At 72.8% G+C, this 22,184-nt stretch carries 26 protein-coding genes; 10 read left to right on the top strand and 16 right to left on the bottom strand.

What is annotated here, in order from left to right; translation table 11 throughout:
* Positions 1 to 8: 8 nt before the first annotated feature.
* Together ACZ6TB_RS40790 and ACZ6TB_RS40795 are read right to left on the bottom strand one after the other, a co-directional pair.
* Entirely contained in the window at positions 9 to 1,241 is a 1,233-nt protein-coding gene (locus tag ACZ6TB_RS40790) for a zinc-dependent alcohol dehydrogenase (protein ID WP_465564570.1), read from the bottom strand.
* Positions 1,241 to 1,729 (bottom strand): nitroreductase family deazaflavin-dependent oxidoreductase, encoded by a 489-nt coding sequence (locus tag ACZ6TB_RS40795; protein ID WP_465564572.1) that lies wholly within the window; start codon positions 1,727 to 1,729, stop codon positions 1,241 to 1,243. Before ACZ6TB_RS40795 ends, ACZ6TB_RS40790 begins: the two co-directional genes overlap by 1 nt.
* 55 nt (positions 1,730 to 1,784) lie before the next feature.
* Between ACZ6TB_RS40795 and ACZ6TB_RS40800 the strand changes: the two genes are divergently transcribed.
* Positions 1,785 to 3,032 carry a class I SAM-dependent methyltransferase gene (locus ACZ6TB_RS40800; RefSeq protein ID WP_465564575.1) on the top strand — a complete coding sequence of 416 codons (1,248 nt, stop codon included), beginning with the start codon at positions 1,785 to 1,787 and terminating at the stop codon, positions 3,030 to 3,032.
* On the opposite strand, the gene ACZ6TB_RS40805 is transcribed toward ACZ6TB_RS40800, so the two are convergent.
* Positions 3,013 to 4,164: a glycosyltransferase gene (locus ACZ6TB_RS40805; RefSeq protein ID WP_465564578.1), complete on the bottom strand. Its 1,152-nt coding sequence runs from the start codon at positions 4,162 to 4,164 to the stop codon at positions 3,013 to 3,015. The two genes, ACZ6TB_RS40800 and ACZ6TB_RS40805, sit on opposite strands and share 20 nt — an antisense overlap.
* Here ACZ6TB_RS40805 and ACZ6TB_RS40810 point away from each other — a divergent pair, their 5' ends adjacent.
* Positions 4,165 to 4,947 carry a hypothetical protein gene (locus ACZ6TB_RS40810; protein ID WP_465564581.1) on the top strand — a complete coding sequence of 261 codons (783 nt, stop codon included), beginning with the start codon at positions 4,165 to 4,167 and terminating at the stop codon, positions 4,945 to 4,947.
* Between the two features lie 100 nt (positions 4,948 to 5,047).
* Here ACZ6TB_RS40810 and ACZ6TB_RS40815 read toward each other — a convergent pair whose 3' ends face one another.
* The 4 genes from ACZ6TB_RS40815 to ACZ6TB_RS40830 are packed head-to-tail and all read right to left on the bottom strand — an operon-like array spanning position 5,048 to position 8,010.
* Positions 5,048 to 5,608, bottom strand: a complete 561-nt coding sequence (locus ACZ6TB_RS40815; RefSeq protein WP_465564584.1) for a carboxymuconolactone decarboxylase family protein — start codon at positions 5,606 to 5,608, stop codon at positions 5,048 to 5,050.
* A gap of 9 nt (positions 5,609 to 5,617) precedes the next feature.
* Positions 5,618 to 5,968, bottom strand: coding sequence for a hypothetical protein (locus ACZ6TB_RS40820; RefSeq protein WP_465564586.1), 351 nt, complete (start codon positions 5,966 to 5,968; stop codon positions 5,618 to 5,620).
* Between the two features lie 43 nt (positions 5,969 to 6,011).
* Entirely contained in the window at positions 6,012 to 7,847 is a 1,836-nt protein-coding gene (locus ACZ6TB_RS40825) for a hypothetical protein (RefSeq protein ID WP_465564589.1), read from the bottom strand.
* A gap of 1 nt (position 7,848) precedes the next feature.
* Complete coding sequence (locus ACZ6TB_RS40830; protein ID WP_465564592.1) at positions 7,849 to 8,010, bottom strand: hypothetical protein; 162 nt, start codon at positions 8,008 to 8,010, stop codon at positions 7,849 to 7,851.
* 84 nt (positions 8,011 to 8,094) lie between these two features.
* Here ACZ6TB_RS40830 and ACZ6TB_RS40835 point away from each other — a divergent pair, with 84 nt between their 5' ends.
* Positions 8,095 to 8,502 carry an ester cyclase gene (locus tag ACZ6TB_RS40835; protein ID WP_465564595.1) on the top strand — a complete coding sequence of 136 codons (408 nt, stop codon included), beginning with the start codon at positions 8,095 to 8,097 and terminating at the stop codon, positions 8,500 to 8,502.
* Positions 8,502 to 9,854: a gamma-glutamyltransferase gene (locus ACZ6TB_RS40840; RefSeq protein WP_465564597.1), complete on the top strand. Its 1,353-nt coding sequence runs from the start codon at positions 8,502 to 8,504 to the stop codon at positions 9,852 to 9,854. The genes ACZ6TB_RS40835 and ACZ6TB_RS40840 overlap by 1 nt, the downstream gene beginning before the upstream one ends.
* Here the strand turns inward: ACZ6TB_RS40840 and ACZ6TB_RS40845 are convergent.
* Positions 9,851 to 10,801, bottom strand: coding sequence for an ABC transporter substrate-binding protein (locus tag ACZ6TB_RS40845; protein ID WP_465564600.1), 951 nt, complete (start codon positions 10,799 to 10,801; stop codon positions 9,851 to 9,853). The two genes, ACZ6TB_RS40840 and ACZ6TB_RS40845, sit on opposite strands and share 4 nt — an antisense overlap.
* 232 nt (positions 10,802 to 11,033) lie before the next feature.
* Between ACZ6TB_RS40845 and ACZ6TB_RS40850 the strand changes: the two genes are divergently transcribed.
* The gene (locus tag ACZ6TB_RS40850; protein WP_465564602.1) at positions 11,034 to 11,240 is read left to right on the top strand and encodes a DUF7489 domain-containing protein; all 207 of its coding nucleotides are present in this window, start codon (positions 11,034 to 11,036) and stop codon (positions 11,238 to 11,240) included.
* Between the two features lie 3 nt (positions 11,241 to 11,243).
* Here the strand turns inward: ACZ6TB_RS40850 and manD are convergent, their stop codons facing one another.
* The 6 genes from manD to ACZ6TB_RS40880 are packed head-to-tail and all read right to left on the bottom strand — an operon-like array spanning position 11,244 to position 17,412.
* Complete coding sequence (gene manD / locus ACZ6TB_RS40855) at positions 11,244 to 12,449, bottom strand: D-mannonate dehydratase ManD (protein ID WP_465564604.1); 1,206 nt, start codon at positions 12,447 to 12,449, stop codon at positions 11,244 to 11,246.
* Positions 12,446 to 13,300 (bottom strand): ABC transporter permease, encoded by an 855-nt coding sequence (locus ACZ6TB_RS40860; protein WP_465564607.1) that lies wholly within the window; start codon positions 13,298 to 13,300, stop codon positions 12,446 to 12,448. Before ACZ6TB_RS40860 ends, manD begins: the two co-directional genes overlap by 4 nt.
* Positions 13,297 to 14,169: an ABC transporter permease gene (locus ACZ6TB_RS40865; RefSeq protein ID WP_465564610.1), complete on the bottom strand. Its 873-nt coding sequence runs from the start codon at positions 14,167 to 14,169 to the stop codon at positions 13,297 to 13,299. The genes ACZ6TB_RS40860 and ACZ6TB_RS40865 overlap by 4 nt, the downstream gene beginning before the upstream one ends.
* Positions 14,166 to 15,221 (bottom strand): ABC transporter ATP-binding protein, encoded by a 1,056-nt coding sequence (locus ACZ6TB_RS40870; protein ID WP_465564613.1) that lies wholly within the window; start codon positions 15,219 to 15,221, stop codon positions 14,166 to 14,168. Before ACZ6TB_RS40870 ends, ACZ6TB_RS40865 begins: the two co-directional genes overlap by 4 nt.
* Positions 15,218 to 16,420, bottom strand: a complete 1,203-nt coding sequence (locus tag ACZ6TB_RS40875; protein WP_465564616.1) for an extracellular solute-binding protein — start codon at positions 16,418 to 16,420, stop codon at positions 15,218 to 15,220. The genes ACZ6TB_RS40870 and ACZ6TB_RS40875 overlap by 4 nt, the downstream gene beginning before the upstream one ends.
* An 11-nt stretch (positions 16,421 to 16,431) precedes the next feature.
* The gene (locus tag ACZ6TB_RS40880) at positions 16,432 to 17,412 is read right to left on the bottom strand and encodes a LacI family DNA-binding transcriptional regulator (RefSeq protein ID WP_465564619.1); all 981 of its coding nucleotides are present in this window, start codon (positions 17,410 to 17,412) and stop codon (positions 16,432 to 16,434) included.
* Positions 17,413 to 17,572: 160 nt separating this feature from the next.
* Here ACZ6TB_RS40880 and ACZ6TB_RS40885 point away from each other — a divergent pair, with 160 nt between their 5' ends.
* Positions 17,573 to 18,661 (top strand): hypothetical protein, encoded by a 1,089-nt coding sequence (locus ACZ6TB_RS40885; protein ID WP_465564621.1) that lies wholly within the window; start codon positions 17,573 to 17,575, stop codon positions 18,659 to 18,661.
* 59 nt (positions 18,662 to 18,720) lie between these two features.
* Here the strand turns inward: ACZ6TB_RS40885 and ACZ6TB_RS40890 are convergent, their stop codons facing one another.
* Positions 18,721 to 19,194: a DUF6918 family protein gene (locus ACZ6TB_RS40890; protein WP_465564624.1), complete on the bottom strand. Its 474-nt coding sequence runs from the start codon at positions 19,192 to 19,194 to the stop codon at positions 18,721 to 18,723.
* Positions 19,195 to 19,349: 155 nt separating this feature from the next.
* On the opposite strand from ACZ6TB_RS40890, the gene ACZ6TB_RS40895 reads away from it, so the two are divergent.
* Genes ACZ6TB_RS40895 through ACZ6TB_RS40910 form a run of 4 tightly spaced genes read left to right on the top strand, consistent with a single transcriptional unit; the run spans position 19,350 to position 21,509 of the window.
* On the top strand, positions 19,350 to 19,736 hold the full coding sequence (locus tag ACZ6TB_RS40895; protein ID WP_465564627.1) for a hypothetical protein: 387 nt from the start codon (positions 19,350 to 19,352) through the stop codon (positions 19,734 to 19,736).
* The gene (locus ACZ6TB_RS40900) at positions 19,733 to 20,056 is read left to right on the top strand and encodes a type VII secretion target (protein ID WP_465564630.1); all 324 of its coding nucleotides are present in this window, start codon (positions 19,733 to 19,735) and stop codon (positions 20,054 to 20,056) included. The genes ACZ6TB_RS40895 and ACZ6TB_RS40900 overlap by 4 nt, the downstream gene beginning before the upstream one ends.
* Positions 20,053 to 20,934: a WXG100 family type VII secretion target gene (locus tag ACZ6TB_RS40905; protein ID WP_465564633.1), complete on the top strand. Its 882-nt coding sequence runs from the start codon at positions 20,053 to 20,055 to the stop codon at positions 20,932 to 20,934. The genes ACZ6TB_RS40900 and ACZ6TB_RS40905 overlap by 4 nt, the downstream gene beginning before the upstream one ends.
* Positions 20,931 to 21,509 carry a hypothetical protein gene (locus ACZ6TB_RS40910; RefSeq protein WP_465564636.1) on the top strand — a complete coding sequence of 193 codons (579 nt, stop codon included), beginning with the start codon at positions 20,931 to 20,933 and terminating at the stop codon, positions 21,507 to 21,509. Before ACZ6TB_RS40905 ends, ACZ6TB_RS40910 begins: the two co-directional genes overlap by 4 nt.
* A 127-nt stretch (positions 21,510 to 21,636) precedes the next feature.
* Here ACZ6TB_RS40910 and ACZ6TB_RS40915 read toward each other — a convergent pair whose 3' ends face one another.
* Positions 21,637 to 22,176: a winged helix-turn-helix transcriptional regulator gene (locus tag ACZ6TB_RS40915; RefSeq protein WP_465564639.1), complete on the bottom strand. Its 540-nt coding sequence runs from the start codon at positions 22,174 to 22,176 to the stop codon at positions 21,637 to 21,639.
* Between the last annotated feature and the right edge of the window lie 8 nt (positions 22,177 to 22,184).

The following is a 22,184-nucleotide window of genomic DNA, read 5'->3' on the forward strand; positions in this document are numbered from 1 at the left end:
CCATGGGATCACTCCACCAGCGGCACGCCCGGATCGGGCCGGAACGCCACCTTGACGGCGCTCGCCCGCGGCCCGGCGGTGGCGGTGGCCAGCGCCGCCCGCCACGCGTCGAGCGAGAACGTGTGGGTGACCAGGTCGTCCACCGGGTAGGCGGGGTCGGCCAGCCACTCGGTGACCCGGGCCATCGTGGTGCGGCCGTCCTCCTCCGGCCCGGAATTCACCGTGCCCTGGACGGTGAGCTGCCGGTTCCAGACCAGCGACCAGTCCACCCGCTGCCGGCCCGCGCCGCCGACCAGCACCAGCATCCCGGTCGGGCGCAACAGGTGCAGGGACAGGTCGATGGTGCCGGTGAGGGCCACGCAGTCGAAGACGACGTCGACGCCCCGCTCGAGGATGGGCGTGCGGGTCAGCCGCGGCCGGATCACCCGCCCGCCGTGCAGCTCGGCCAGGGCCTCGACCACCCGCGGGCCGGGGTCCATCACCCGGGTCGCGCCGGCCGCCAGCGCCCGTTCGTGGCTGAACGCGCCCGGGCCGACGACGGTGATGTCGAGGTCGGGGTGCAGCCGGCGGAGCGCGGCCGTGGTGAGCAGCCCGATCGTGCCCGGCCCGAGCACCACGGCCCGGTCGCCGCGGCGGTGCCAGCGCAGGGCCGCGTGCAGCCCGATCGAGGCCGGCTCGGCGAGCACGGCCCGTCGCGACGGAATCCCGGCCACCGGGTGCAGCTGCGACTCGTGGGCCGCGACCAGCTCACCCCAGCCGCCGCCGAGCGCCGCGTCGAACCCCTGCGTCGGCGACCGGCACCCGGTGAGCCCGGGCTGGTCGAAACGCTCGCACACGTACGGGAAACCCTCCCGGCACGAACGGCAGGGCTCGAACCCGCGGTGGACGCAGGAGAGCACCGGATCGACCACCACCCGGTCGCCCTCGCGGACCGCCGTCACCCCCGGACCGGCCGTGTCGACGACCGCCACGATCTCGTGCCCGAGGATCTGCCGCCGGGCCGTGTAGAAGGCGCTGAGCACCGTCGACGACTTGGCGTGCACGACCGCCGTGTCGCTGCCGCAGATGCCGCCCAGCTCGGTCCGCAGCAGCACCCATCCCGGCGCGCGCGGCAGCTCCGGCGCGGGCAGATCGTCGCGCCGGGACAGCAGCGGGCTCACCCGGCCGCCGCCCGGAATCCGCCGGGCCGCGGCCGTCGCCAGGTAGCGGGGGACCGACAGGTCGGCCATGATCGCCCGCATCAGGGCGTCAGCCGGAAGATGCGCAGCCGTCGATGCGCGGCCCGTTCCCGGTATCGCTCGTAGCCCGGCCACTGCTCGACGATCAGCCGCCAGAGCCGGTCCCGCTCGTCGCCGTCGGTCTCCCGGGCCCGCACCGGCAGCTCGCGGCCGCCCAGCGTGATGCGGGCCGTGGGCTCGGCCCGCAGGTTATGGGCCCAGGCCGGGTCGCTCTCGCCGCCCCAGTTCGAGGCGATGACGACGTAGTCGGCCCCGTCCCGCACGTACTGCAGCGGCACCGTGCGATCCTGCCCGCTGCGGCGCCCGACGGTGGTGAGCAGCAGCGACGGCGCCATGCCCAGCGCCACCACCCGCCCGCCGGTCAGCCGGCCCAGCCATCGGTCGACGCCGACCAGACTCTTGGCCAGCGGCGTGAAGCCCTTCCACGTGCCCGCCGCACGCCACAGCCTCTTCCACAAATCGGCCACCTCCCGCATCGACAAGTTCAACATCTGATTGCGTCCGTGGGTCTTGCGCCGCGCCCCAACGATCGCGAAGCTGCTGATTATGACGGACACCGACGTCACGAGCCGGGAAAGCCGCTGGCCCGATGTGGACACTGTGCCCCGCGCGCCGCTGCGGGGGACCGCCGCCGCGGCCGCGCTGCGGTTCATCGCCGGCCGGATGCCGATCCGCGTCGTCACCCACGACGAGCCGATGCCGCCCGGGCCGCCCGTGCTGCGCCTGCGCCGGCCGGAGGCGTTCCACCGCCGGATCGGGACCACCGGCCTGATCGGGCTGGGGGAGGGCTATCAGGCCGGCGACTGGTACGCCGACGACCTGGCCGGCCTGCTCACCGCGGCCGCGGCGGCGATGAGCGGCTCGCTCGGCGGTTTCCGGAAGCTGGCCAAGATGCGGCACGTGCCGTGGCTGCGGTCGCTGCACGGCGCCGCGCCCAAGGCCGACGAGGAGAACACGGTCGACGGCGCCCGGCGCAACATCCAGCGCCACTACGACCTGTCGAACGAGATGTTCGCGCTGTTTCTGGACGAGACCATGACGTACTCCTCGGGCATCTTCACCGGCCCCGAGGACACCGACCTCGCCGCCGCCCAGCGCCGCAAGGTGGACCGCCTGCTCGACCTGACCGGCGTCGGCGACGGCGCCCGGGTCCTCGAGATCGGCACCGGCTGGGGCGAGCTGTCGATCCGGGCCGCCCGCCGCGGCGCCCGGGTGCACACCATCACCATCTCGACCGAGCAGGCGGCGCTGGCCCAGCAGCGGGTCGTCGACGCGGGTGTGGCCGACCGCGTCACCATCGAGCTGCGCGACTACCGCCACCTCGAGAGCGAGCAGGGCTACGACGCGATCGTCAGCGTCGAGATGATCGAGGCGGTCGGCCGCTCGTACTGGCCCGCGTACTTCGGCACGATCGACCGTCTGCTGGCGCCCGGCGGCCGGGCGGGGATCCAGGCGATCACCCTGCCCGACCACCGCATGCCGTACGCGGAGACGTACACCTGGGTCCAGAAGTACATCTTCCCCGGCGGGGTCCTGCTGTCCGTCGAGGAGGTCGAGCGGCAGCTCGCGGCCGGCACCGGTCTGCGGCTGGCCGAGAAGCGGGCGTTCGGTTCGAGCTACGCCCAGACGCTGCGCGCGTGGCGGCGGAACTTCCTGGCCAACGCCGACCGGGTGGCCGCGCTCGGCTTCGACGACATCTTCCGTCGCACGTGGGAGTACTACCTGGCGTACTGCGAGGCCGGCTTCGTCTCCGGCGAGATCGACGTCCATCAGCTCATCCTCGACCGCCGCTGATCGCCTCCTGGTAGACGCCGAGCATGCGTTCGGCGAAGAGCGCGGGGGTCAGACTCAGGGCGATCTCCCGGGCGCGCTTGCCTCGGTCGCCCGGGTCGTCGAGGGTGGCGAGCAGGGCCTCGGCCAGCGAGCGTGGCTCGGGGTCGGCCAGGCGGGCCGCCTGGCCGAGGGGGTGAGCGGCGGCCAGCTCACGGTCGACCAGCACGATCGGGAGGCCGGCGAGGGCCGCCTCGTGCAGCACGATGCCCTGGGTGTCGGTGGTGGACGGGAAGACGAAGACGCTCGCCTCCCGGTAGGCGGCCCGGACCTGCGGACCGTCCAGCACGCCCGTCGCCCGTACCCCGCTGTGCCGAATTTGCCGCCGCATTCCCCGCGCGACCGGTCCGGCCAGGGTGAGCGTCGTTTCCGGCCGCGCCTGCCGAACCAGCGCGAACGCGTCCAGCAGCAGCGGCATGCCCTTCTCCGCCGACACGCGACCGACGAACAGAATCGCCGCCTGGTCCGGAAATAGCGTCTCATCGCCGGGGTTGCCGGGCGGGGTGGCGATCACCCGCGTCTTCCCCGCGTAGGCGGCCGCCGTGTCGCAATGCCGCATCGCGTTGGCCGTCGGCAGCACGATCAGGCGCGCCGACTCGAAGACCCGCGCGTTGGCCGCCTCGACCGCGCCGTACATCCCGCGCCGCGTCACCCGCTCGCCGCGGGGCAGGGAGCGGGCGTACACCGCCGTCCCGATCCGGATCACCAGCGGCGGGAAGTGGTAGAACGCCGAGTACCCGTGCACGTCCGTGTGATACGTGTAGACCGCCGGGACGCCCAGCTCCCGCGCCACCGTGAGCCCGGCCGCGCCCAACGGGCCCGGGGTGTGCACATGCACGACATCGGGCTGCCATGCGCGTACGCGGGAACGCATTGCCCAGAGCGGAACCAGCGCGAACCGGAAGTCGCCCATCCCGGTCGGCGCCGAACGCACCCCGATCGCGTCGCCGTGCCCGCCGCGCCACAGCGGGCTCGTGCTCACCACGAGGCTGTCGTGCCCGCGCCGCGCCATTTCCCCGCGCAGCAGCCGGATCGACGTGGCGATGCCGTTCACGCCGTCCGCCGCCGCGTCCGTGAAGTGTGCGATCCTGACCACGTGGCCGCGTCCCCCGCGCCTCGAGAAGGTGAGATAAAGGCACCGGCCGCCGCCGCGCTCCTGGTGCTGGCCGCCGGCTTCGGCGTCCTCTCCACATTGTGGACACTCGGCGCCACCCCTCCCGGCCTGCCCGGCCTCTGCGCTTTCAAGAGCGCAACCTGGGGGGACGGTCTGGCTTTGCCGTTGATGACGGCCTTCCTGGTGTACGCGACCAGAGCCCTCCCGCCGGCCGCTGCCGACCGCCGTTTCGCCGTCCTCGCCGCCGTGCTCGGGGCCGCCCTCGGTCTGGCGTCGCAGCTCCTGTGGCTGGCCGACGACCACCCCCACCCCAACTGGACCCTCCCCAGCCCGCACCGTTTCACCGCCGCCGGCTGGTATCACGCCGCCTTCGTCACGGCCGTCTGCGCCGTGACGGCCGCCCTGCTGGCGCTGGCCCTGACCCGGCTCGCCGAGCCCGGCGCGCCGTCCGCCGAGCCCGGCGCGCCGTCCGCCGAGCCCGGCGCGCCGTCCGCCGGGTCCCGCGCGCCGTCCGCCGGGTCCCCCGCGCCGTCGGTCGAGTCCCGCGCGCCGTCGGTTGCGGGCCGCCGCCGGTTCGTCGCGGGCCGGCCGGTGCGCGCGGTGGTGGCGCTGGCCGGCGCAATCGTGTGTGGGCTGGTCTTCGTCGCGTTGCTGGCCGCCGATGCGGATGTCACGCCGAGCGGTGCGGGCCTGGCCGGCGTGTTCGTCGCGCTGGTCGCCACGGTGGTCGCCGCCGCGGTCGTGGTCATCCGGCGCCGCACCTGACCCGATGCCGCGGTTACCCCACCCCACCCCACCCCACCCGTTGTGGGTGGGGCCGATCAGAGCAGCCGGGTATGACACTTTCCCGTCGAAGTCCACAGGCTCAGGCGCCCGGTGGGCGGCCCGCCAGGTAGCCGCCGTTCACGACGCGGTCCACCCCGCGCAGATAGGCGTCCGGGTCGTCCGGGGCCAGCGTCGCCAACCCGTCCACGTAGCGGTTGAACATGCTGAACGCGGCCGCGATCAGGACCGTGTCGTGCACCTCGCGGTCGGTGGCGCCCTCGGCGCGGGCGTCGGCCACCAGCCAGGCGGTCACGGCGCGGCCGTCTTCGCGTACGGCCGCTGCGATGCGCAACAACGCACGCAGCTTGGCGGTGATCGGGGCCGTTTCCAGGTCCGCTCGCACCTCGTCGACCAGGCGGATGCCCTCCGGCAGCTGGGCGGCCGCGAACGCGCCGTGCGACGCCGTGCAGTAGGCGCAGTCGTTGAGGTCGGACACGTAGGCCGCGATCAGCTCGCGCTCGCCGGGGGACAGCGTGTTCGGGCCGCGCAGCAGCACCTCGGCCAGCATCATCAGCGGCCGTGCGGTCTCCGGACGGTACTGCAGCAAGCCCTGGATGCCGGGGAACGTGTTCTCGTCCACCCCGAGGTCGATGTGCGCCATCGGTGCAGCTTAGGGCCGGTGACCGGGATACCACCAGGCACTGATGAGCCATACCGCGAGCACCACGACCGCGGCCACCGACGCCGCCAGCAGGCCGGTCGGCAGGAACGGGAGGAGCGCGACCAGCACCGCGAGGCTGACCACCGCCGGGATGAGCTCGGCCCGCCACGACAGCTTCGTGGCCCGCGCCCGGCCCAGCGCGCGCAGGCCGGGATAGCAGAGCGCCGCGAAGAGCAGCAGCCACAGCCAGCGCTGCTTCACCCAGAGGTCGAGCAGGCCGGTCGTCAGCGTCACGAAGGCCACGAACAGGCCCGACATCAGCATCTGGCGGCGCGCGGCCCGCCGGGCTTCGTCGGTCATGCGCCCAGGGTGACCCGCGGACGCAAGCGAGCGGCCGGCCGGCTCAGATCGCGGGGAACCGGCGCAGCTCGGTGCCGGTCAGCCGCTGGGTCTCGCCCCTCTCCTCGATCGACGGGACCACGGCGACCAGGTCACCGCCGGGCTCGAAGGTCATGGCGTAGACGCTCACCCCGGTGGCCACCTCGCCCGCCGGCTCGAGCGTTTCCGGGTCCCAGAGCCGCACCCGCCAGTCGCCGGAGGTGGCGAGCCGGCCGTCCGCGGTGAACGCCAGGGCCGGCACCGCGTTGGCGTGGGCCGGGAAGGTGCGGCCGGCGACGCGTACGGTGCCATCGCTGTGCCCGAGCACCCAGGTCGCGCGGCCGGGGTCGTACGCGAGCGCGGTGATCTCGCTGTCCCGGCTGATCATCGGCTCGGCCACCTGGCGACCGGACCCGGGGTCGTAGACGCGGACGAGGCTGGCCAGCTTCTTCGGCCCGGGTGCGGGCCGCATGCTGGTCGCGGCGGCGAGGGTGCCGTCCGGTGCGAAGGCGAGCGCCCGCAGGCTGCCGTCGTCGCCGGTGGTCAGGTGGTCGCCCGAGAGCTTCTCGTCGAGGTCCCAGAGTCTGATGATCCCCCCGGCGCCCATGGCGAGCAGCCGGCCGCCGGCGCGGAACGCCACGCAGGCCGTGAGGACCCGGTGGCGGCTGCTGGCGGCGACGTGCTCGCCGTCCGAGGCCCGCAGGACGGTGACGGTCTCGCCGGTCGAGACGGCGGCGAGCCGGCCGTCGGGGGAGACGGCCCAGCCGTAGCCGACGTGGTCGGAAAGCCAGATCCGGTCCGGGCTGTTGATCGTGGGCGTCGGCCGGTAGGCCTGCGCGACCCCGCCCCGGACCGTGACGACGCCGTGCTCGAACAGCTGCACCCGGTCGTCCTCCCCGCCCGCGAGCGCCTGCGCAGCCGCGATCGGAAAGCCGATCTCGCGGGCCAGCCGGGGGTTGGTCGCGAGCGCGCCGGCGACGACCCGGGAGACGGCGACCGGGCCGTGCTCGGGAGTTCGGTAGATCCGGCCGTCCTCGAAGGCCTGGAACGACCGCCCCTCGCCGTCGTCGATCTGGTCCGAGGTGGGGGAGCCGAGGTCGCCGAGCCGGGCGAATTCGCCGGCGACCGCGTGCGTGCCGAGGGACGGCGAGGAGTAGATGACGCCGTCCTCGAACTCCTGGATCGTGCGGTCCAGGTCGACCCGCGCGTCGGCGAGGGGCAGACCGAGCCGCCCCTGAGCCTCCGCGAACGCGGCCGGGACGGTCACCATCTCGTCGCCGACCTGGTAGACCGTCCCGCCCTCGAATCGCTGGCAACGCCGCGCCGGGTCCCAGTCACCGAGAGGGAACCCGAGCGGTTCCAGGAAGAGGGCGAACGGTCCCCGCAGCAAACGCGCCCCACCGGCCGGGCTCCAGGCGATCGAGCCTTCCCGGTGGGATTGCACGAAGCCGTACGTCCCCTGCCGCCGGATTTCCTCGACCCGTGCGCCCAACGTGGTCCGCGAGCGGCGCTCGACCTCGGCGATCGCTGCCGCCGCGGCCGGGAGATCGGACAACCAGGATGTTTCTCCCGAGAGCACGGTGACCACGGCCTGGGAGCGGGCGCGGTTCATGTGGGCGAGCAGGGACACGACCAGGGCCTCGTCGTCGAGCAGCAGCGAGCGCAGGATCTCGGCCGCCGCCGGGGCCGGCACCCGCGCCAGCGCCGTCACGGCGTCGTCGCGGGACAGGCCGCGCACGCGGTCGGCCGCGGCGTGCGGGTTCAACGCCTCGAGGTCGGGGGGCTGGTTCTGCATGAAGACGTTCGTCTGGCGGTTGTGGTCACCGGCCTGGACGCCCTGGCCGCCGCTCGCGTCGACCATGTCAGCCGAACGTGTTGTGCTGGGTGTTGTGGTCGCCGATCTGCACGCCCTTCGCCTCGCGCAGGTCGTAGCGGGCCAGCGTCAGCACCTGGTGGGCGGCGGCCTTCGCCACGTCGCCCCCGCCGGCCGCCAGCGCGGCCAGGATCACCTCGACGCCGGTCACATTGATCACCTTCCGTGCCTCAGTGGCACCGATTGTGTCAGGTCACGCGGCCGGGCCGGGGAGCGGCGGCGTAGCGTCTCGTCCGTGGCTATCGACGACCAGCTCTTCGACCTGTGGCGGGTGCCGCCCGCCGTGCACGGCGACCCCGTCGCGGCGTTCGCGCGGCTCTACGCCGACCCGGTGATCATCAACGGCGTCCCGATGCCGGTCACCGGGCTGGTCGAGCGGGCCGCGGCGCTGCACGAGGCGTTCACCGAGCACACCACCGAGGTCGTCGACCGGGTCGAGGCGCCGGGGAAGCTCACGGTCGCGTTCCGGCACACGGCCCGGCACACCGGAGTTTGGCGTACGCCACTGGGCGACCTCGAGCCGACCGGCCGCACGGTGACCGGGCTCGGCATCGACGTCCTGAGCATCGACGCCGACGGCCGGATCACCGCGATCTGGGTGCTGGCCGACGAGCTCCAGCGCATCCAGCAGGTGCGCGACTGATGGCCGTCGCCGTCGCCGCGCCGCATCCGGCCGCCGTCGACGCCGCCCGCGAGGCGGTCGCGGCCGGCGGCAACGCCCTCGACGCGGTGCTCGCCGCGGCCGGGGCGCTCACCGTGGTCTACCCGCATCAGTGCTCGATCGGCGGCGACCTGGTCGCCATCGTCCGGCCCGCCGGCGGTGTGCCGCGGGCCGTGCTCTCGATCGGCGCGGCCGCCGCGGCCGTCGACATCGACGCCCTGCGCGCGGCCGGCGACACCATGCCCGGCGACGGTCCGCTGACCGTGACCGTGCCCGGCGTGGTCGCCGGCTGGGCCGCGGTTGCCGCCCTCGGCGCCCGGCTGCCACTGTCCGATCTGCTCGCGCCGGCGATCCGGCTGGCCGCCGAGGAGGTGCCGTTCAGCCCGGGGCTGCGGCGGGGGATGGCCGGCCGGATGGACGCGATCCGCGCCGATCCGGGTCTGTCGGCGCTGCTGCTCGGCGGCGGCGACCGCCTCGTCCAGCCGACCCTGGCGAAAACCCTGGCCGCGGTCGCCGCCGACTGGCGAGTCATCTACGACACCGACCTGCTCGTCGCCGGGGTCCGCGCGCTCGGCAGCCCGCTGTCGGCCGCCGACTTCGCCGCCCACCGGGCCGAGGTCGTCGAGCCGCTGACCCGGGAGGTCGGCGGGGTCCGATGGCACGCCGCCCCGCCGCCCGTGCAGGGCCCGGCCTTTCTGTCCGTCGTGGGCGCGCCCGACCTGCCGGCCGCCTCGGTGCAGGCGCGGCTGGTGCGGGACGCGACGCTCGGCGACCCCCGAACGGGCGGCGGAAAGCCCGTGGTCCCGCCGGCGCAAAGGGAGCCGGGAGGCGACACGGTCGCGGTCACCGCGGTCGACGACGCCGGGAACGCGGTCACCCTGATCCAGAGCGTCTTCGAGAGCTTCGGCGCCGGCCTGCTCGACCCGGCCACCGGCGTCGTGCTGCACAACCGGGGCTCGGCGTTCAGCCTCGACCCGGTCCACCCGGGCCGGATCGCGCCCGGCAGCCGCCCGCCGCACACGCTCTGCCCGACGCTGGCCCTCGCCGGCGACACGGTCGTGGCGCTGGGCTGCCAGGGCGGCCGCAACCAGCCGTGGATCCTCGCCCAGGTCGCCGGCGACGTGCTCACCGCCCCCGACCTGAACGCCGTGCTCGCCCGCCCGCGCTGGGTCTTCGACGGCGACGCGGTGCTGGCCGAGCCGGGCTTGCCGTTCGAGGCCACCACGGACGGTCCGCACGACCGCGCCGGCCACATCCAGGTGTGCCGGCTCGCCGGCGGAAAGCTGGCCGCCGGCAGCGATCCCCGCGCCGATGGCCGCGGAGCCGTCTTCTAGGGAAGCAGGTCGTCGAGGGACGGCTGACCCTTGAAGATGCCGTCCTCCTCGCCGAGACGGGCCACCTGGTCGAGCGAGGACCGGTTGATGTCCTGCGGCCAGTCCGGGAGGATCATGCCGATCCGCACCGTGTCATTGATCGGTGTGTAGGTGCCGACGACATCCCGTACCTCCTCGGGGTGGTCGTCGGAGTACCGCAGCGACTCCCTGATCGCCTCGGTGAAGCCGGCGACCAGCTGCGGGCTCTGCGCGATCGTGTCCTTGCTGGTGAAATAGAGCGCCACGGTCAGGTCGGGCGCCGTGTCGACGAAGTTGGACGACAGCACCTGCAGGCCCATCGTCATGGCCTGGGACAGCTGGGGCTCGACCACCCAGATCGCGTCGACCTTCTTGGCCTGCAACGCGCCCGGCATGGTCGGGAACGGCATGGCCGTGAACCGCAGGCCGTTCGGGTTTCCGCCGGCCTTGCGCACCGACTGCCGGATGGTCGTGTCGCCCAGGTTCTTGAGCGTGTTCACGGCGATGGTTTTACCGGCGAGGTCTTTGGCCGTACGGATTTTGCCGTCGTCCCGCACCACGATGGCGGAGAAGTCGCGCCCCGCCCGGCCGGTCGACGCGACGCCGCTCGCGACCGCCTTGAGCGGCGCGCCGCCGGCCTGCGCCGCCATCAGCGAGGTCACGTTGCTGAAGCCGAACTGGTACTTGCCGGCCAGCACGCCCTTGACGATCGGCGCGCCGCCCTGCTCCTGCACCAGGTTGAGGTCGATGCCCCGCTTGCTGAAGAAGCCCTTGGCCTTGCCCAGGTAGATGGGTGCGACGTCGATGATGGCGATGACGCCGACGTCCACCTTCGTCCCGGCCGGCTTGTCCGCCTTCTTGTCCGGCGAGCAGGCCGCGGCCGCGAACAGCGTCGCCAGCGCGGCGACGGCGGCGAGGATCCGACGCATGATGCGCTCCCTGCGGGCTCCCTGAGAGTGACGGGCGCGTATACGCCCGGCGCACGTTACCGCGATCTTCGTCGATCCGGGACGGCCGGAACGGGCAGACCTGATGTCCGCACGTTCGTAAAGCGCCTCTCATACCTAAGTCGTAGACGAGAAACTCGACCCAGGTCGGATGCCCCGGGCCGCCGGGATTCCTATCGTCGTCGGCATACACCTTTCACCGGGGGAGAACACCATGAGCACCCAGCAGGACACCTGGAGCGGCACGGTCGTGAAGAAGTCGCGGGCGATGCTCGACGGCTCGAACCTCTACCGGCGCCTCAAGGTCAAGCTCGACGACGGCACCGAGAGGGAGGTCAAGGTCGGCCGCGAGCTGTGGAAGCAGCTCGAGGAGGGCGACCGCCTGGTGAAGCAGCCGGGCGAGGACCCGCGCCGCGGCTGAGGACTACCAGTCGTGCATGGTGCCGTCCCGGAGGCGGTTCACCGGGAGCGACGCGGGCCGGTACGGGTACTTCGCGGCCTGGGCCTCGTCGATGTCGACGCCGAGGCCCGGGGTCTCGGCGGGATGGAGGTAGCCGTCCTCGAAGCGGTAGCCGTGCGGGAAGACCTCGTCGGTCTCGGCGGTGTGCGGCATGTACTCCTGGAGGCCGAAGTTGGGGACGGCCAGGTCCAGGTGCAGGGCCGCCGCCAGGCACACGGGGGAGAGGTCGGTCGCGCCGTGGGAGCCGGTGCGGACGTGGTGCAGGGCGGCCAGGTCGAAGATGCGGCGCAGGTGGGTGAGGCCGCCGGCGTGCACGACCGTGGCCCGGATGTAGTCGATCAGGTGCTCGCGGATCAGGAGCTCGCAGTCCCAGATCGAGTTGAAGACCTCGCCGACCGCGAGCGGCGTGGTGGTGTGCTGGCGGATCAGGCGGTACGCGTCCTGGAGCTCGGCCGGCACCGGATCCTCGAGCCAGGTCAGGGCGTACGGCTCGAGCGACTTGCCGAGCCGGGCCGCCTCGAGCGGGGTCAGGCGGTGGTGGGCGTCGTGCAGCAGCATCAGCGTGGGGCCGAACTCGTCGCGGACCCGGCCGAACACCGGCGGGATGTGGGCCAGGTAGTGCGGCGTGGACCAGACGGCCTCGGTCGGCAGCGCGGCCGCCGCCGGCTCGTAGACGGGCGCGGAGGAAATGCCGTACATGTCGGAAATCTCCGGAACGGCGGCCTGCACCCGCACCGCGCTGTAGCCGGCGTCGACGAAACGAGCCACGGACGACAACAGGTCATCGACCGACGAGCCGGAAGCGTGACCGTACACCCGCACGCCGGACCGCGACCGCCCACCCAGCAGTTGATAGACGGGAAGCCCGGCCACCTTGCCCTTGATGTCCCAGAGAGCCGTGTCGACGGCCGCGATCGCGGCCATCGTGACCGGCCCCCGCCGCCAGTAGGCGCCGCGGTAGAGGTATTGCCAGGTGTCCTCGATGCGCGCCGGATCCCGGCCGATCAGCAGCGGGACGACGTGTTCCGTGAGATAGGCCGCGACCGCCAGCTCCCGCCCGTTCAGGGTCGCGTCGCCGACGCCGGTGAGGCCGGCTGAAGTCTCGATCTTCAGGGTCACGAAGTTCCGGCCGGGGGAGCACACGATCACCCGCGCGGCGTCGATCCTCACGAAGGCTCCTCGCGCACCCGGGCCACCAGCTGGGTCGGGTTGACGAAGCGCAGCGCGACGACCAGCAGCACCAGCATCATCGAGGTGTACATGACGGCCATCGCGTCGACCGACTGCTGCGCCCGGATGCCGGCCGCCGACATCGTGTAGTACAGCGCCACGACCAGCGTCTGCGAGTCGGGGCCCGCGGTGAGGAAGGTCAGCTCGAACATGCCGACCGTGCGCACCAGCACCAGGATCGACGCGGCCAGGATGCCGGGCACCAGCAGCGGCGCGAGGATCCGCAGGAACATCTGGCCGGTGCCGGCGCCGCACATCCGGGCGGCCCGCTCGATCGCCGGGTCGACCTGCTCGATGAACGGGGTCATGGTGAGGATGACGAACGGGATCGAGGGCACCAGATTGGCCAGGACGACCCCGGACATGTGCCCGGCCAGGCCGAACTTGTACAGCACGGTCGCGAGCGGGATCCCGTACGTGATCGGCGGCATCAGGATCGGCAGCAGGAACAGCAGGTAGAGCAGGCGACGGCCGGGAAAGGTCTTGCGGGCGAGCACGTACGAGGCGGGCACCCCCACGACGACCGAGACGGCGACCACGAGCAGCGACACCTCGACCGTCACGATCAGCACGTCGAGCAGCGTGAACTCGTGCCACGCCGACCCGTACCACTGGGTGGTCCAGGACTGGGGCAGCCAGGTGTCGAACCAGCGGCGGCCGAACGAGCTGACCACCACCGAGCCGATGACCCCGGCCAGCATGACGAAGAAGAAGCCGACCGCGCCCCACACGAGCCAGGCGCCCGGCGACGCCACGATCCGGCGCCGCGGCCGGGCGATAGCCAGAGTCATCCCTTGCCTCCCGTCGAGCCGGTGTAGAACAGCGACCGCACGCCCAGCACGGCGGCCACGACGGCGAGCTCGACCACGCCCATCACCACGGCGATCGCGCTGGCCAGCGAGTAGTCGTAGACCTCGTACGCGGCGTGGTAGGCCGCGATCGAGATGACCCGCGTCGAGCCGGCCGGGTCGCCGACCAGCACCGCCGACGGGAAGACGCTGAACGCCAGCACGAACGTCAGGCAGAACGTGGTCGCCAGCCCGGGCGCGAGCAGCGGCAGCGTGATCCGGTGGAAGCGCGGCCACCAGCCCGCCCCGAGCGTCGCCGCCGCGCGTTCGAGCGTCGGGTCGATGCCCGACAGGTACGACAGGATCAGCAGGAACGCGAACGGGAAGCCGGTGATGACCAGCGACAGGAACACGCCCCAGTAGTTGTTGGTGAGCCGCACCGGCTCGTCGGTCAGGTGAAGCGAGATCAGCGTGCGGTTGAGCCAGCCGGTCGGGCCGAGGAAGTTCAGCAGCCCCTCGGCGGTCAGCACGGTGCCGAGCGTGATCGGCACGACCAGCAGGGTGGTCAGCAGCCGCTTCCCCCGGAAACGACCCCGCATCCGGTACGCGATGGGCACCGACGCCGCCACGTTGAGCAGTGCCGCGGGCAGCGACAGCCGCAGCGTGGTCCAGATCGTGTCGCGCTGGTACGCGTCGGAGAAGAACGCCCGGTAGGAGCCGAGAACGCCGCCGTGCGAAGGCTGGAAGGACAGTCCGAGCCCGTACGCGAAGGGGTAGATGAACAGGATGAGCACGGCCAGCAGCGCCGGCAGCAGGAGCACCAGTTGGCGGTCGACGCCGCGCTCGGCCAGCCGGTGCCGCCAGGACGTCATGCGTCACCGGCCGGGTAGACGAGGACCCGCGCCGGATCGGCCACCACCGTGATCCGGTCGCCCGGCGCCGGCCGTTCGAGCGCCCGCAGGTGGAGCATGACGCCCCGCTCGGTGCGGGCCTCGACGGCCAGCTCGCGGCCCTGGTACTCGACCACCTCGACGGTGACCGGAACGCCGCCCTCGCCCACGTGCAGGTCTTCGGGACGGATCGCCGCGATCGCCGGGTCCCCGGCGGCGAGCGGGCCCATCGGCGTACCACCCAGAGAGATCCCGGCCCCCTCGACCGTGATCGCTTCCGAGGTGGCCGAGGAGACCGTCACCGGCAGCAGGTTGCGGTAGCCCATGAAATCGGCGACGTGCCGGTTGGCGGGCCGGGTGTGCAGCTCCTCGGGGGCGCCGACCTGCTGGACCCGGCCGTCGCGCAGCACGACCAGGCGGTCGGCCATCGACAGCGCCTCCTCCTGGTCGTGCGTCACATAGACGGTGGTGAGGCCGAGCGACTGGTGCAGCCGCCGGATCTCGGTGCGCATCTCCAGCCGCAGCTTCGCGTCCAGATTGGACAGCGGCTCGTCCATCAGCACCAGCGACGGCTCGAGCACGACCGCGCGGGCGATCGCCACCCGCTGCTGCTGGCCGCCGGAGAGCTGGCCGGGCAGCTTGGTGGCGTGTTCCTCGAGGTGCACGAGCTTGATGGCCTCGTCGGTGCGGCGCCGGACCTCGGCGCGGGGCAGGCGGCGCATCTGCAGACCGAACGCGACGTTCCGGCGCACCGAGAGATGCGGGAAGAGGGCGTACGACTGGAAGACCATCCCGAAACCCCGGCGCTCGGGCGGCAGCAGGTCGAGGCGCTCGTCGTCCTGCCAGATGCTGCCCCCGGACAGCGGGAGCAGCCCGGCCAGGCAGTTGAGCGCGGTGGACTTGCCGCAGCCGGAGGGGCCCAGCAGGGCGATGAACTCGCCCTTCTCGATGTCGAGGCTGAGCCCCTCCAGCGCGGCCTTGCCGCCGAAGCGCCGGGTGACGCCGTCGAGCCGGAGCGTTTGGAAAGCGCTCACTTCTTCACCTTCGCGCCGCCGATCTCGCGGTCCCACTTGTCGAAGGCGGCGACGAGGGCCTTGGCGTCGAGCGGCACCTCGACCGGGTTGTCGGCGATGAGCTTGTCGTACTCGGGGCGGCCGTACTCGCCGAGCGCCTGCTGGCTCTCGGCCGGCGCCATCGTCAGCGGCACGTCCTTCACCGCCGGGCCGGGGTAGAAGTAGCCCTTGTCGTACGCCTTGGCCTGCTGAGCCGGGGTGAGCATGTCCTTGAGCAGGTTGAGGACGGCGGCCTGCTGGTCGACGTCGACGCCCTTGGGGATGACCGCGTAGTGCGCGTCGGTGACCCAGTGGAAGCCCTCGAGGGTGCCGACCGCGGCCTCCTTCGGCACGGTGCCGAGCACGCGCGGGTTGATGTCCCAGCCGGTGGTGCTCGCGATGATCTTCGCCGAGCCGTTGGCCAGGTTCTTCATGGTCTCGGAGGTGGTGGAGGGGTAGAGCGTCACGTACTTGTTCAGCTCGGCCAGGTAGGCCCAGGTCTTCGACCAGCCGTTGATCGGGTCCTTGGGGTCGCTGTCCTTGAGCAGGTAGGGCAGGCCCATCAGGAAGGTGCGGCCCGGTCCCGAGTTCGACGGGCGGGCGTACTGGACCGCGCCCGGGTTGGCCTTCGCGTACGCCAGCAGGTCCTCCGCCGTCTTCGGCGGGGTGGCCACCTTGGCCGGCAGATATTCGATCAGCGGCCCGGACGGGTAGTAGGTGACCGTCACGCCGTAGTCGCCGGCGAGCTTCTGCATGGCCGCCGCGCCGGGCAGGTAGTCGTTCATGCCGGGCAGCCGGTTCGCGTAGGTGGGCAGCAGCGGCGTCCAGAGGCTCTGGTCGATGCCGGCGGCCAGCCCGTCGACGCCGGTGAGCACCAGGTCGATGTCGACCCGGCCGGCGTTCTGCTGGGCCTTGACCTTGCCGACCAGCTCGGGCGCGGTCGCCTTGGAGTAGGTGACCTTGGCGATCTGGTCCTTGTTCTTCGACACGTACTCGTCGATCATCCCCTGCGTCAGCTGGAGGTTCCCGGCCACGTCGAGGATGTTGAGAGTCACCGCCTTGCCGGGCTTGTCGGGGATCGGACCGTCGGTCTTGCCGCTGCCGCCGCCGGGCTTGCCGGGGGCGCCGCAGGCGGTGAGGGCCAGCACGGTTGCTAGGGCGAGGACTGATTTCCGGGACATGGCTTATCCCTTCAGGCGGGGGCGGGGCCGGTCGAGCCGCGCACCATCAACTGGGTGGGCAGCTCGCGCCGGGCCGCGGAGGAGCGGTCCGGTTCGGCCAGGAGTTGCAGGAGCAGATCGACGCCGGCGCGGCCGGACTGCTCCTTGGGCAGGGCGACAGTCGTGAGGGAGGGGTGGACCATCGCGGCCAGCGCGATGTCGTCGAAGCCGAGCACGCTGATCTCGGCGGGGACGGCGACGCCGCGGGCCGTGAAGCGGTTGAGCAGTCCGAGCGCGACCAGGTCGTTGTAGCCGATGACGGCGGTGGCGCCGGCAGCCAGCACCTGGTCGGCCGCCGCGACGCCGCCCTCGAACTGCGGGGCGAAGTTGCCGATCTCGAGGAGCTCGATGTCCTTGGCGACCGCGCGCAGCGACCGGACCCGCTCGCGGTTCGCCCAGGACGAGCGCGGGCCCGCGACGTACGCGATCCGCCGGTGTCCCAGCGCGGTGAGATGGCTGACCGCCTGGCGCATGGCGTCGGGGAACTCGGGGGTCACCGACGGCACCCGGGCGATGCGGCGGTTGACCAGCACGACCGGGATGTCGGCGACCAGCGTGCGCAGCTCCTCGTCGGGCATCCGGGGCGAGCAGAGCACGATGCCGTCGACCTGTTTGGACAGCTTGCGCACGAGGCCGGCCTCGGCCGCCGCGTCCTCGTCGGTGTCGGCCAGGAACACCGCGTAGTCGGCCTCGTGCGCGCGGGCCTGCATCCCCTTGATGACGCTGGGGAAGAACGGGTTGCCGAGGTCGGGCACGAGCAGGCCGATGTTTCCGGTGCGGCCGGTGATGAGGCCGCGAGCGGCGCGGTTGGGCTGGTAGCCGAGGCTCGCGGCGGTGCGCCGGACCCGCTCGCGGGTCTCCGGGCTGACCAGGTCGGGCAGGGTGAGCGCGCGGGTCACGGTGGACGCCGAGACGCCGGCCACCCGGGCCACGTCCTTGATCGTCACCGCCATGATGCCCTCCCGGAGTTAACGGACAGTCTGAAATCCATTTCGGAGCGAAGTCAATAGATCGACCTCTGTCTTTCCATGATCCTTTGCTACGTCGGTGAATCGCGATGAAAACGTTGGCGATCTTGGAACGGGGTGGAGGCGGTCTACTAGGCTCGCCGCCGTGTTCTCCGACGACGTGGACGCCGATCTGGCGAAGATGGCGGGTGACCCCCGCTTCCCCCACCGCGAGACGGCCCAGCATGCCGTCCGCTTCCGCGCCGAGGGGGCCGTGGCCGACCTGGTCGCGGTCCAGGACGACGCGCATCCCTGCGGCATGACCGACGTCATCTTCGCGATGGCCGGCGCCCAGCGGCCCTGGCTCAACTGGGTGCCGATGCCGAGCGAGGCGATCGCCAACGTGGCCAACGAGGTCGGCCGCCGGCGCGCCCGCGGCGAGCAGCTCGACGTCACCCGCCTCGGTCTGTCCGCGGCCGAGCCGCCGAGCGCGATGGTCGCCTGCCGCCGGGTGGTCGGCCCGCTCGCGGTCGACATCAACATGTTCCCGGCCCCCGACATCCGGCTGCCGGTGCGCGAGGTCCGGTACGGCGTGTGGCGCTACGACGGCACCGAGCCGGTGCCCCTGGTCCCGGCCCCGTCCGGCGCCGCCATCCAGGCGCTGCACGAGGTCGCCGGCGAGCCCTGGCCGTCGCTGCTGTCCGGCTATCTCCAGGCGGCGCCGCTCGGGGAGCTGCCGCTGACCGACCTGCTCGGCCTGCTCGCGCACCTGCCCGGGCCGCCGGACACGCCGCGCTGGCAGCACCTCGCGACGACCACGCCCACGTACTGGTACCGCCTGATGCAGCCGTGGGTGTGCCTCGGCATCCTGCACCACAACGCGTTCGAGCCGTGGCTCGTCTCGACCCGCCGCGAGGTGCTGATGGACCTGGCCTTCGGCATCGAGGACTGGGTCTCGGACGCGGCCCTGTTCGCCCTGGTCACGACGGCCTACCGGGAGCCCGACCAGCGGGACGAGGTGCGGGCCCTGGTCCGCGCCCGGCTCGACGCCGCGATGAGCGCGCCGCGCCTGGTCACCATCGAGGAGTCCCTGGCCCGGCTCATGCTGGTCACCCCGGGCTGCACGCTCGACGACCACGCGGCCGCCTCGGCCGTCCTCGACCGCGCCGCGCCGGATCCCGGGCCGGATTCCGCACCGGCCGGGGACGAGGAGCCGCCGCCCCGGAAGCGCCGCTGGTGGCGGCATCGCCGCTAGAAAATCGGCGCCATGCCCCGGTCCCGCACTGCCGGGGCATGGCGCCGCGTGTTACCGAATCAAGTCGCTTGTCGCTCCACCAGCTCGCCCACCCCGGCCCGGGCATATCTCTCCACCAGCTCGCCGACCTCGGGCAGCACCGCGCCGACGTGCTTGACGGCGCCCGGGCGGGCGGTGCGGTAGGCGTGCACGACGGCCCGGCGGCCGGAGCCGGCGGCCAGCGCGTCGGTGACGGCGAGCAGGGCCGCGGTGGCCTCGTCCTGCCTGTTCACCAGGTAGTCGCCGAAGGCGGCGCCGCCCGCGTCGCGGTAGCCGGCCCAGAACGGCTGGAGGGCCCGCAGCATGTACGGCGTCATCGACTCGACCGCCCGCGCGTAGTAGCCGGGCGCGAGCGTGGTGACCGTCCGGTAGGCGAGCCGCACCGCGAGACCCGAGCCGGCGTCGAGCTCCCGCGCGACCAGCGCGCGGCAGTCGGCGGCCATCAGCCGCTGGGCGTCCCCGGCGCCCAGCAGGTCGGGCAGGTGCGAAACCATGCGGGAACGCTAGTCGCCGCCCCGCGACGCGACCTTCGTCCGGGGCGGCGGAAAGCGTGACCGTCCGGCCGGTTCTCAGTGCCGCCCCGAGCAGGGACACGGCATGGGATCTTCTCGGCTAGGGTGCCCCGGGGAACGACACGGGGGAGGACACCATGGTCAGCGAGGCGACGCAGGAATGGTTCCGGGGACTGGTCCGGGACACACAGCTCCGGTTCGGCGAGCTCGCCCGGCTGCAGGAGGAGCCGGACAGGTTCCGCTGCCGGATCGAGCGGGACGGTGTGACGGTCACGATGGCGCCCGGCGGCAGCCTGGTCGACCTGGCGCTGTCGGCGTCGGCGATGCGGCTCGACCCCGCGGAGCTGTCCGGCATCATCGTCCGGGCGCAGCGTGAGGGCACCCAGGAGGCCAACCGGCGGTACGCGGCGGCGGTCGACGAGGCGACCGGGCGGGCCTTCGACGTGTCGTCGCTGGTCGAGCAGCGCCTGGACGCTCGTACGCTCCGGGATGTGTCCGAGGAGCTGGAGGAGACCACTCGATGAGCGACGAGCTCCACGTGCAGGCCGAGCAGTTGCGGCGCAGCCGCGCCTTCCAGCAGGAGCAGGCGGCGAAGGTCTCCGAGCTCGCGTGCCAGGTGCGGACGGCGGCCACGGTCGGCAACGCGTTCGGCAAGGTCGGGCAGATGGCCGGGCTCGAGTCGTCCTACCTGACCTGGGTGGACGGCGAGGCGAGCTCGATGGAGGAGCTGACCCGCATGCTCACCGACCTCGGCGACGCGCTCTCGTTCACCGCCGACGACTACGACGGCGTCGACGCGATGGCCGCCGAGCGGGTCGGCAAGTCCTACCGGAGCGGCTCGTGAGCGGCAGCAGCGTCGTCAGCGGCTACCAGAACGTGCGGGACACGGCGAGCGCGGTCATGAGCCCGATGGGCGAGGCCATGAACAACGGCCTCGACTGGCTGCTCACGCCGATCGTCTGGCCGCTGCTCCAGCTGTTCGAGCAGGCCGTGGGCGACCCCGACCAGCTCGACCACCACGCCGCGACCTGGAACACGACGGCCCAGGCGGTGCGGGACGTCGCCGCGGCGCAGCGGGCGGACCTCGACTCGCTGATGGGTCGGTGGCACGGCGCGGCCGCTGACGCGTACGCCGCCCGGATCAAGGGTTTGATCCAGGGTCTCGAGGACGCGGCCGGCGAGATGGCGGGCACGGCCGACAGCCTCGGCGACAGTGCCATGGACCTGCGCAACGTCGAAGAGATGATCAAGACCGTCGTCCGCGAGCTGGTCGAGTGGCTGGTCATCACCTGGCTGGCGGCGCAGGCGCTGGCCATCGTCACCGCGGGCGCCTCCGAGGCCGCGGCCGCCGCCGCGTCGGCCGCCGAGACCGGCATCGCGGTCACCCGCGCCACCCGGCTGCTGGCCCAGCTGCACCGGGCGCTCGAGGCGTACAAGGCGTTCATGGAGGCGCTCAAGGCGCTCGGCACGATGGGCAAGCTGGCGGCCTGGACGCTGAACAAGATGTTCGGGCCCAAGCACTGGATCAAGATGGGCATCGAGGCCACCACCGGCCTCGACGGCTCGATCTTCGGCGAGACCCGGCAGGCCGCCGGCGACCTGGTGATGGACGCGGCCGGCGACGAGTACGACGACCGGCGCGCGGGCACCGACGGCGACGACAGCCGCTTCCGCCAGGCCCTGAGCGACGTGGTCGACCCGATCGCGGACCGGGTGCCATGACCGATCCGGTCGCCCGCAAGTACGCCGAGCTGCAGGGCCGGGTCGGCGAGCAGCTGCGCCCCGGGGAGACGTTCCGGGCCGCGATCTGGGTCAGCCGGGCGGCGTCGCGCCCGTCGGCCGGCGAGGTCGCCAAGCGCGAGCTGGGGCCGGGCCGGTTGCTGGAGTCGATCGCGGCCGAGGCGGTCGGCATCGACCAGGCGTCGACCGGTCCCGACGCCTATGCCGACTCCCGCGGCTTGAAGCCCGGGAGCCTGGCCGCTCAGCTGGACGCCTTCGTCGACCAGCCCACGGTGGCGCGGGCGCTGGCCTTGACCGATTCCCGGCTGGTCGCGTTCGAGAAGGCGGCGGCCCCGCGTCGCTCCTTCCGCGAGAAAGCATCAGATTTCCTGAAAAGCCGGGCGGAGGGGGAGGCGCTCGCGCCGCTCACCCCGCGCTGGGAGTGCCCGCGCCGGGCGGTGGTCTCCGCCGCGGTGGGCGGTGGCCGCATTCATCTGTCGTTCGGCGACGGCTCGGCCTTGGCGCTGGTCACCCCGGAGGCGCTGGCGCACCACTTCGCGGCGGCCGTCGGCGCCTGATCGCGGGTGGCCGGCGGGGGCATGGCCCTGACCGTGATCAGGCGCCGACGGCGGGCGCGCCGCTATGGGTCTGATCGGGGCCGGGCGCCGCGCAAGCCGCCGGACGCGGGATTCGTCGGAGTGCGCATCAATCGTCCGAAGCGCCCGCCGGGCCGAGGCGCTCCCGCTCGTCGGCGGAGGCGGTGGGGCCAGCGGAGGCAGCGGAGGCGGCGTTCAGGCGCTCGAAAGCTCCCGGCCCACCCTGAGACCGAGGCGGCGCCCCCAGGTGGCGTTCCCGGAGCTCGTCCATCAGCTCCTCGAGGAACGCCGGCCCCGCATCCCGCATGAACTGCTGCCGGCCCCGCAACTCGTCGCTGCCCGGCCGCCAGTCGAGACCCCACGTGCCGAGCGCATCGATGATCGGCAGGGTTCGGATGCCGGCCTCGGTGAGGCTGAAGCGCGCGCGCTGACCCCGGGCCGCGGTGCCGCGGGTGAGGAGCCCGGCGTCGAGGAGGCGCTTGAGACGGTCGGCGAGGATGTTCGAGGCGATGCCCTCGGCCGAGCCGGTGAGCAGCGCCCGGAAGTAGCGGCGGTCGCCGAAGATGACGTCGCGCAGCACGAGCAGCGTCCAGCGGTCGCCGAGCAGCTCGACGGCGGCGTTGATCGGGGACCCGGACCGTGGTTCCACGACTCGTC

The sequence above is a fragment of the Actinoplanes sp. NPDC051537 genome (assembly GCF_055586105.1).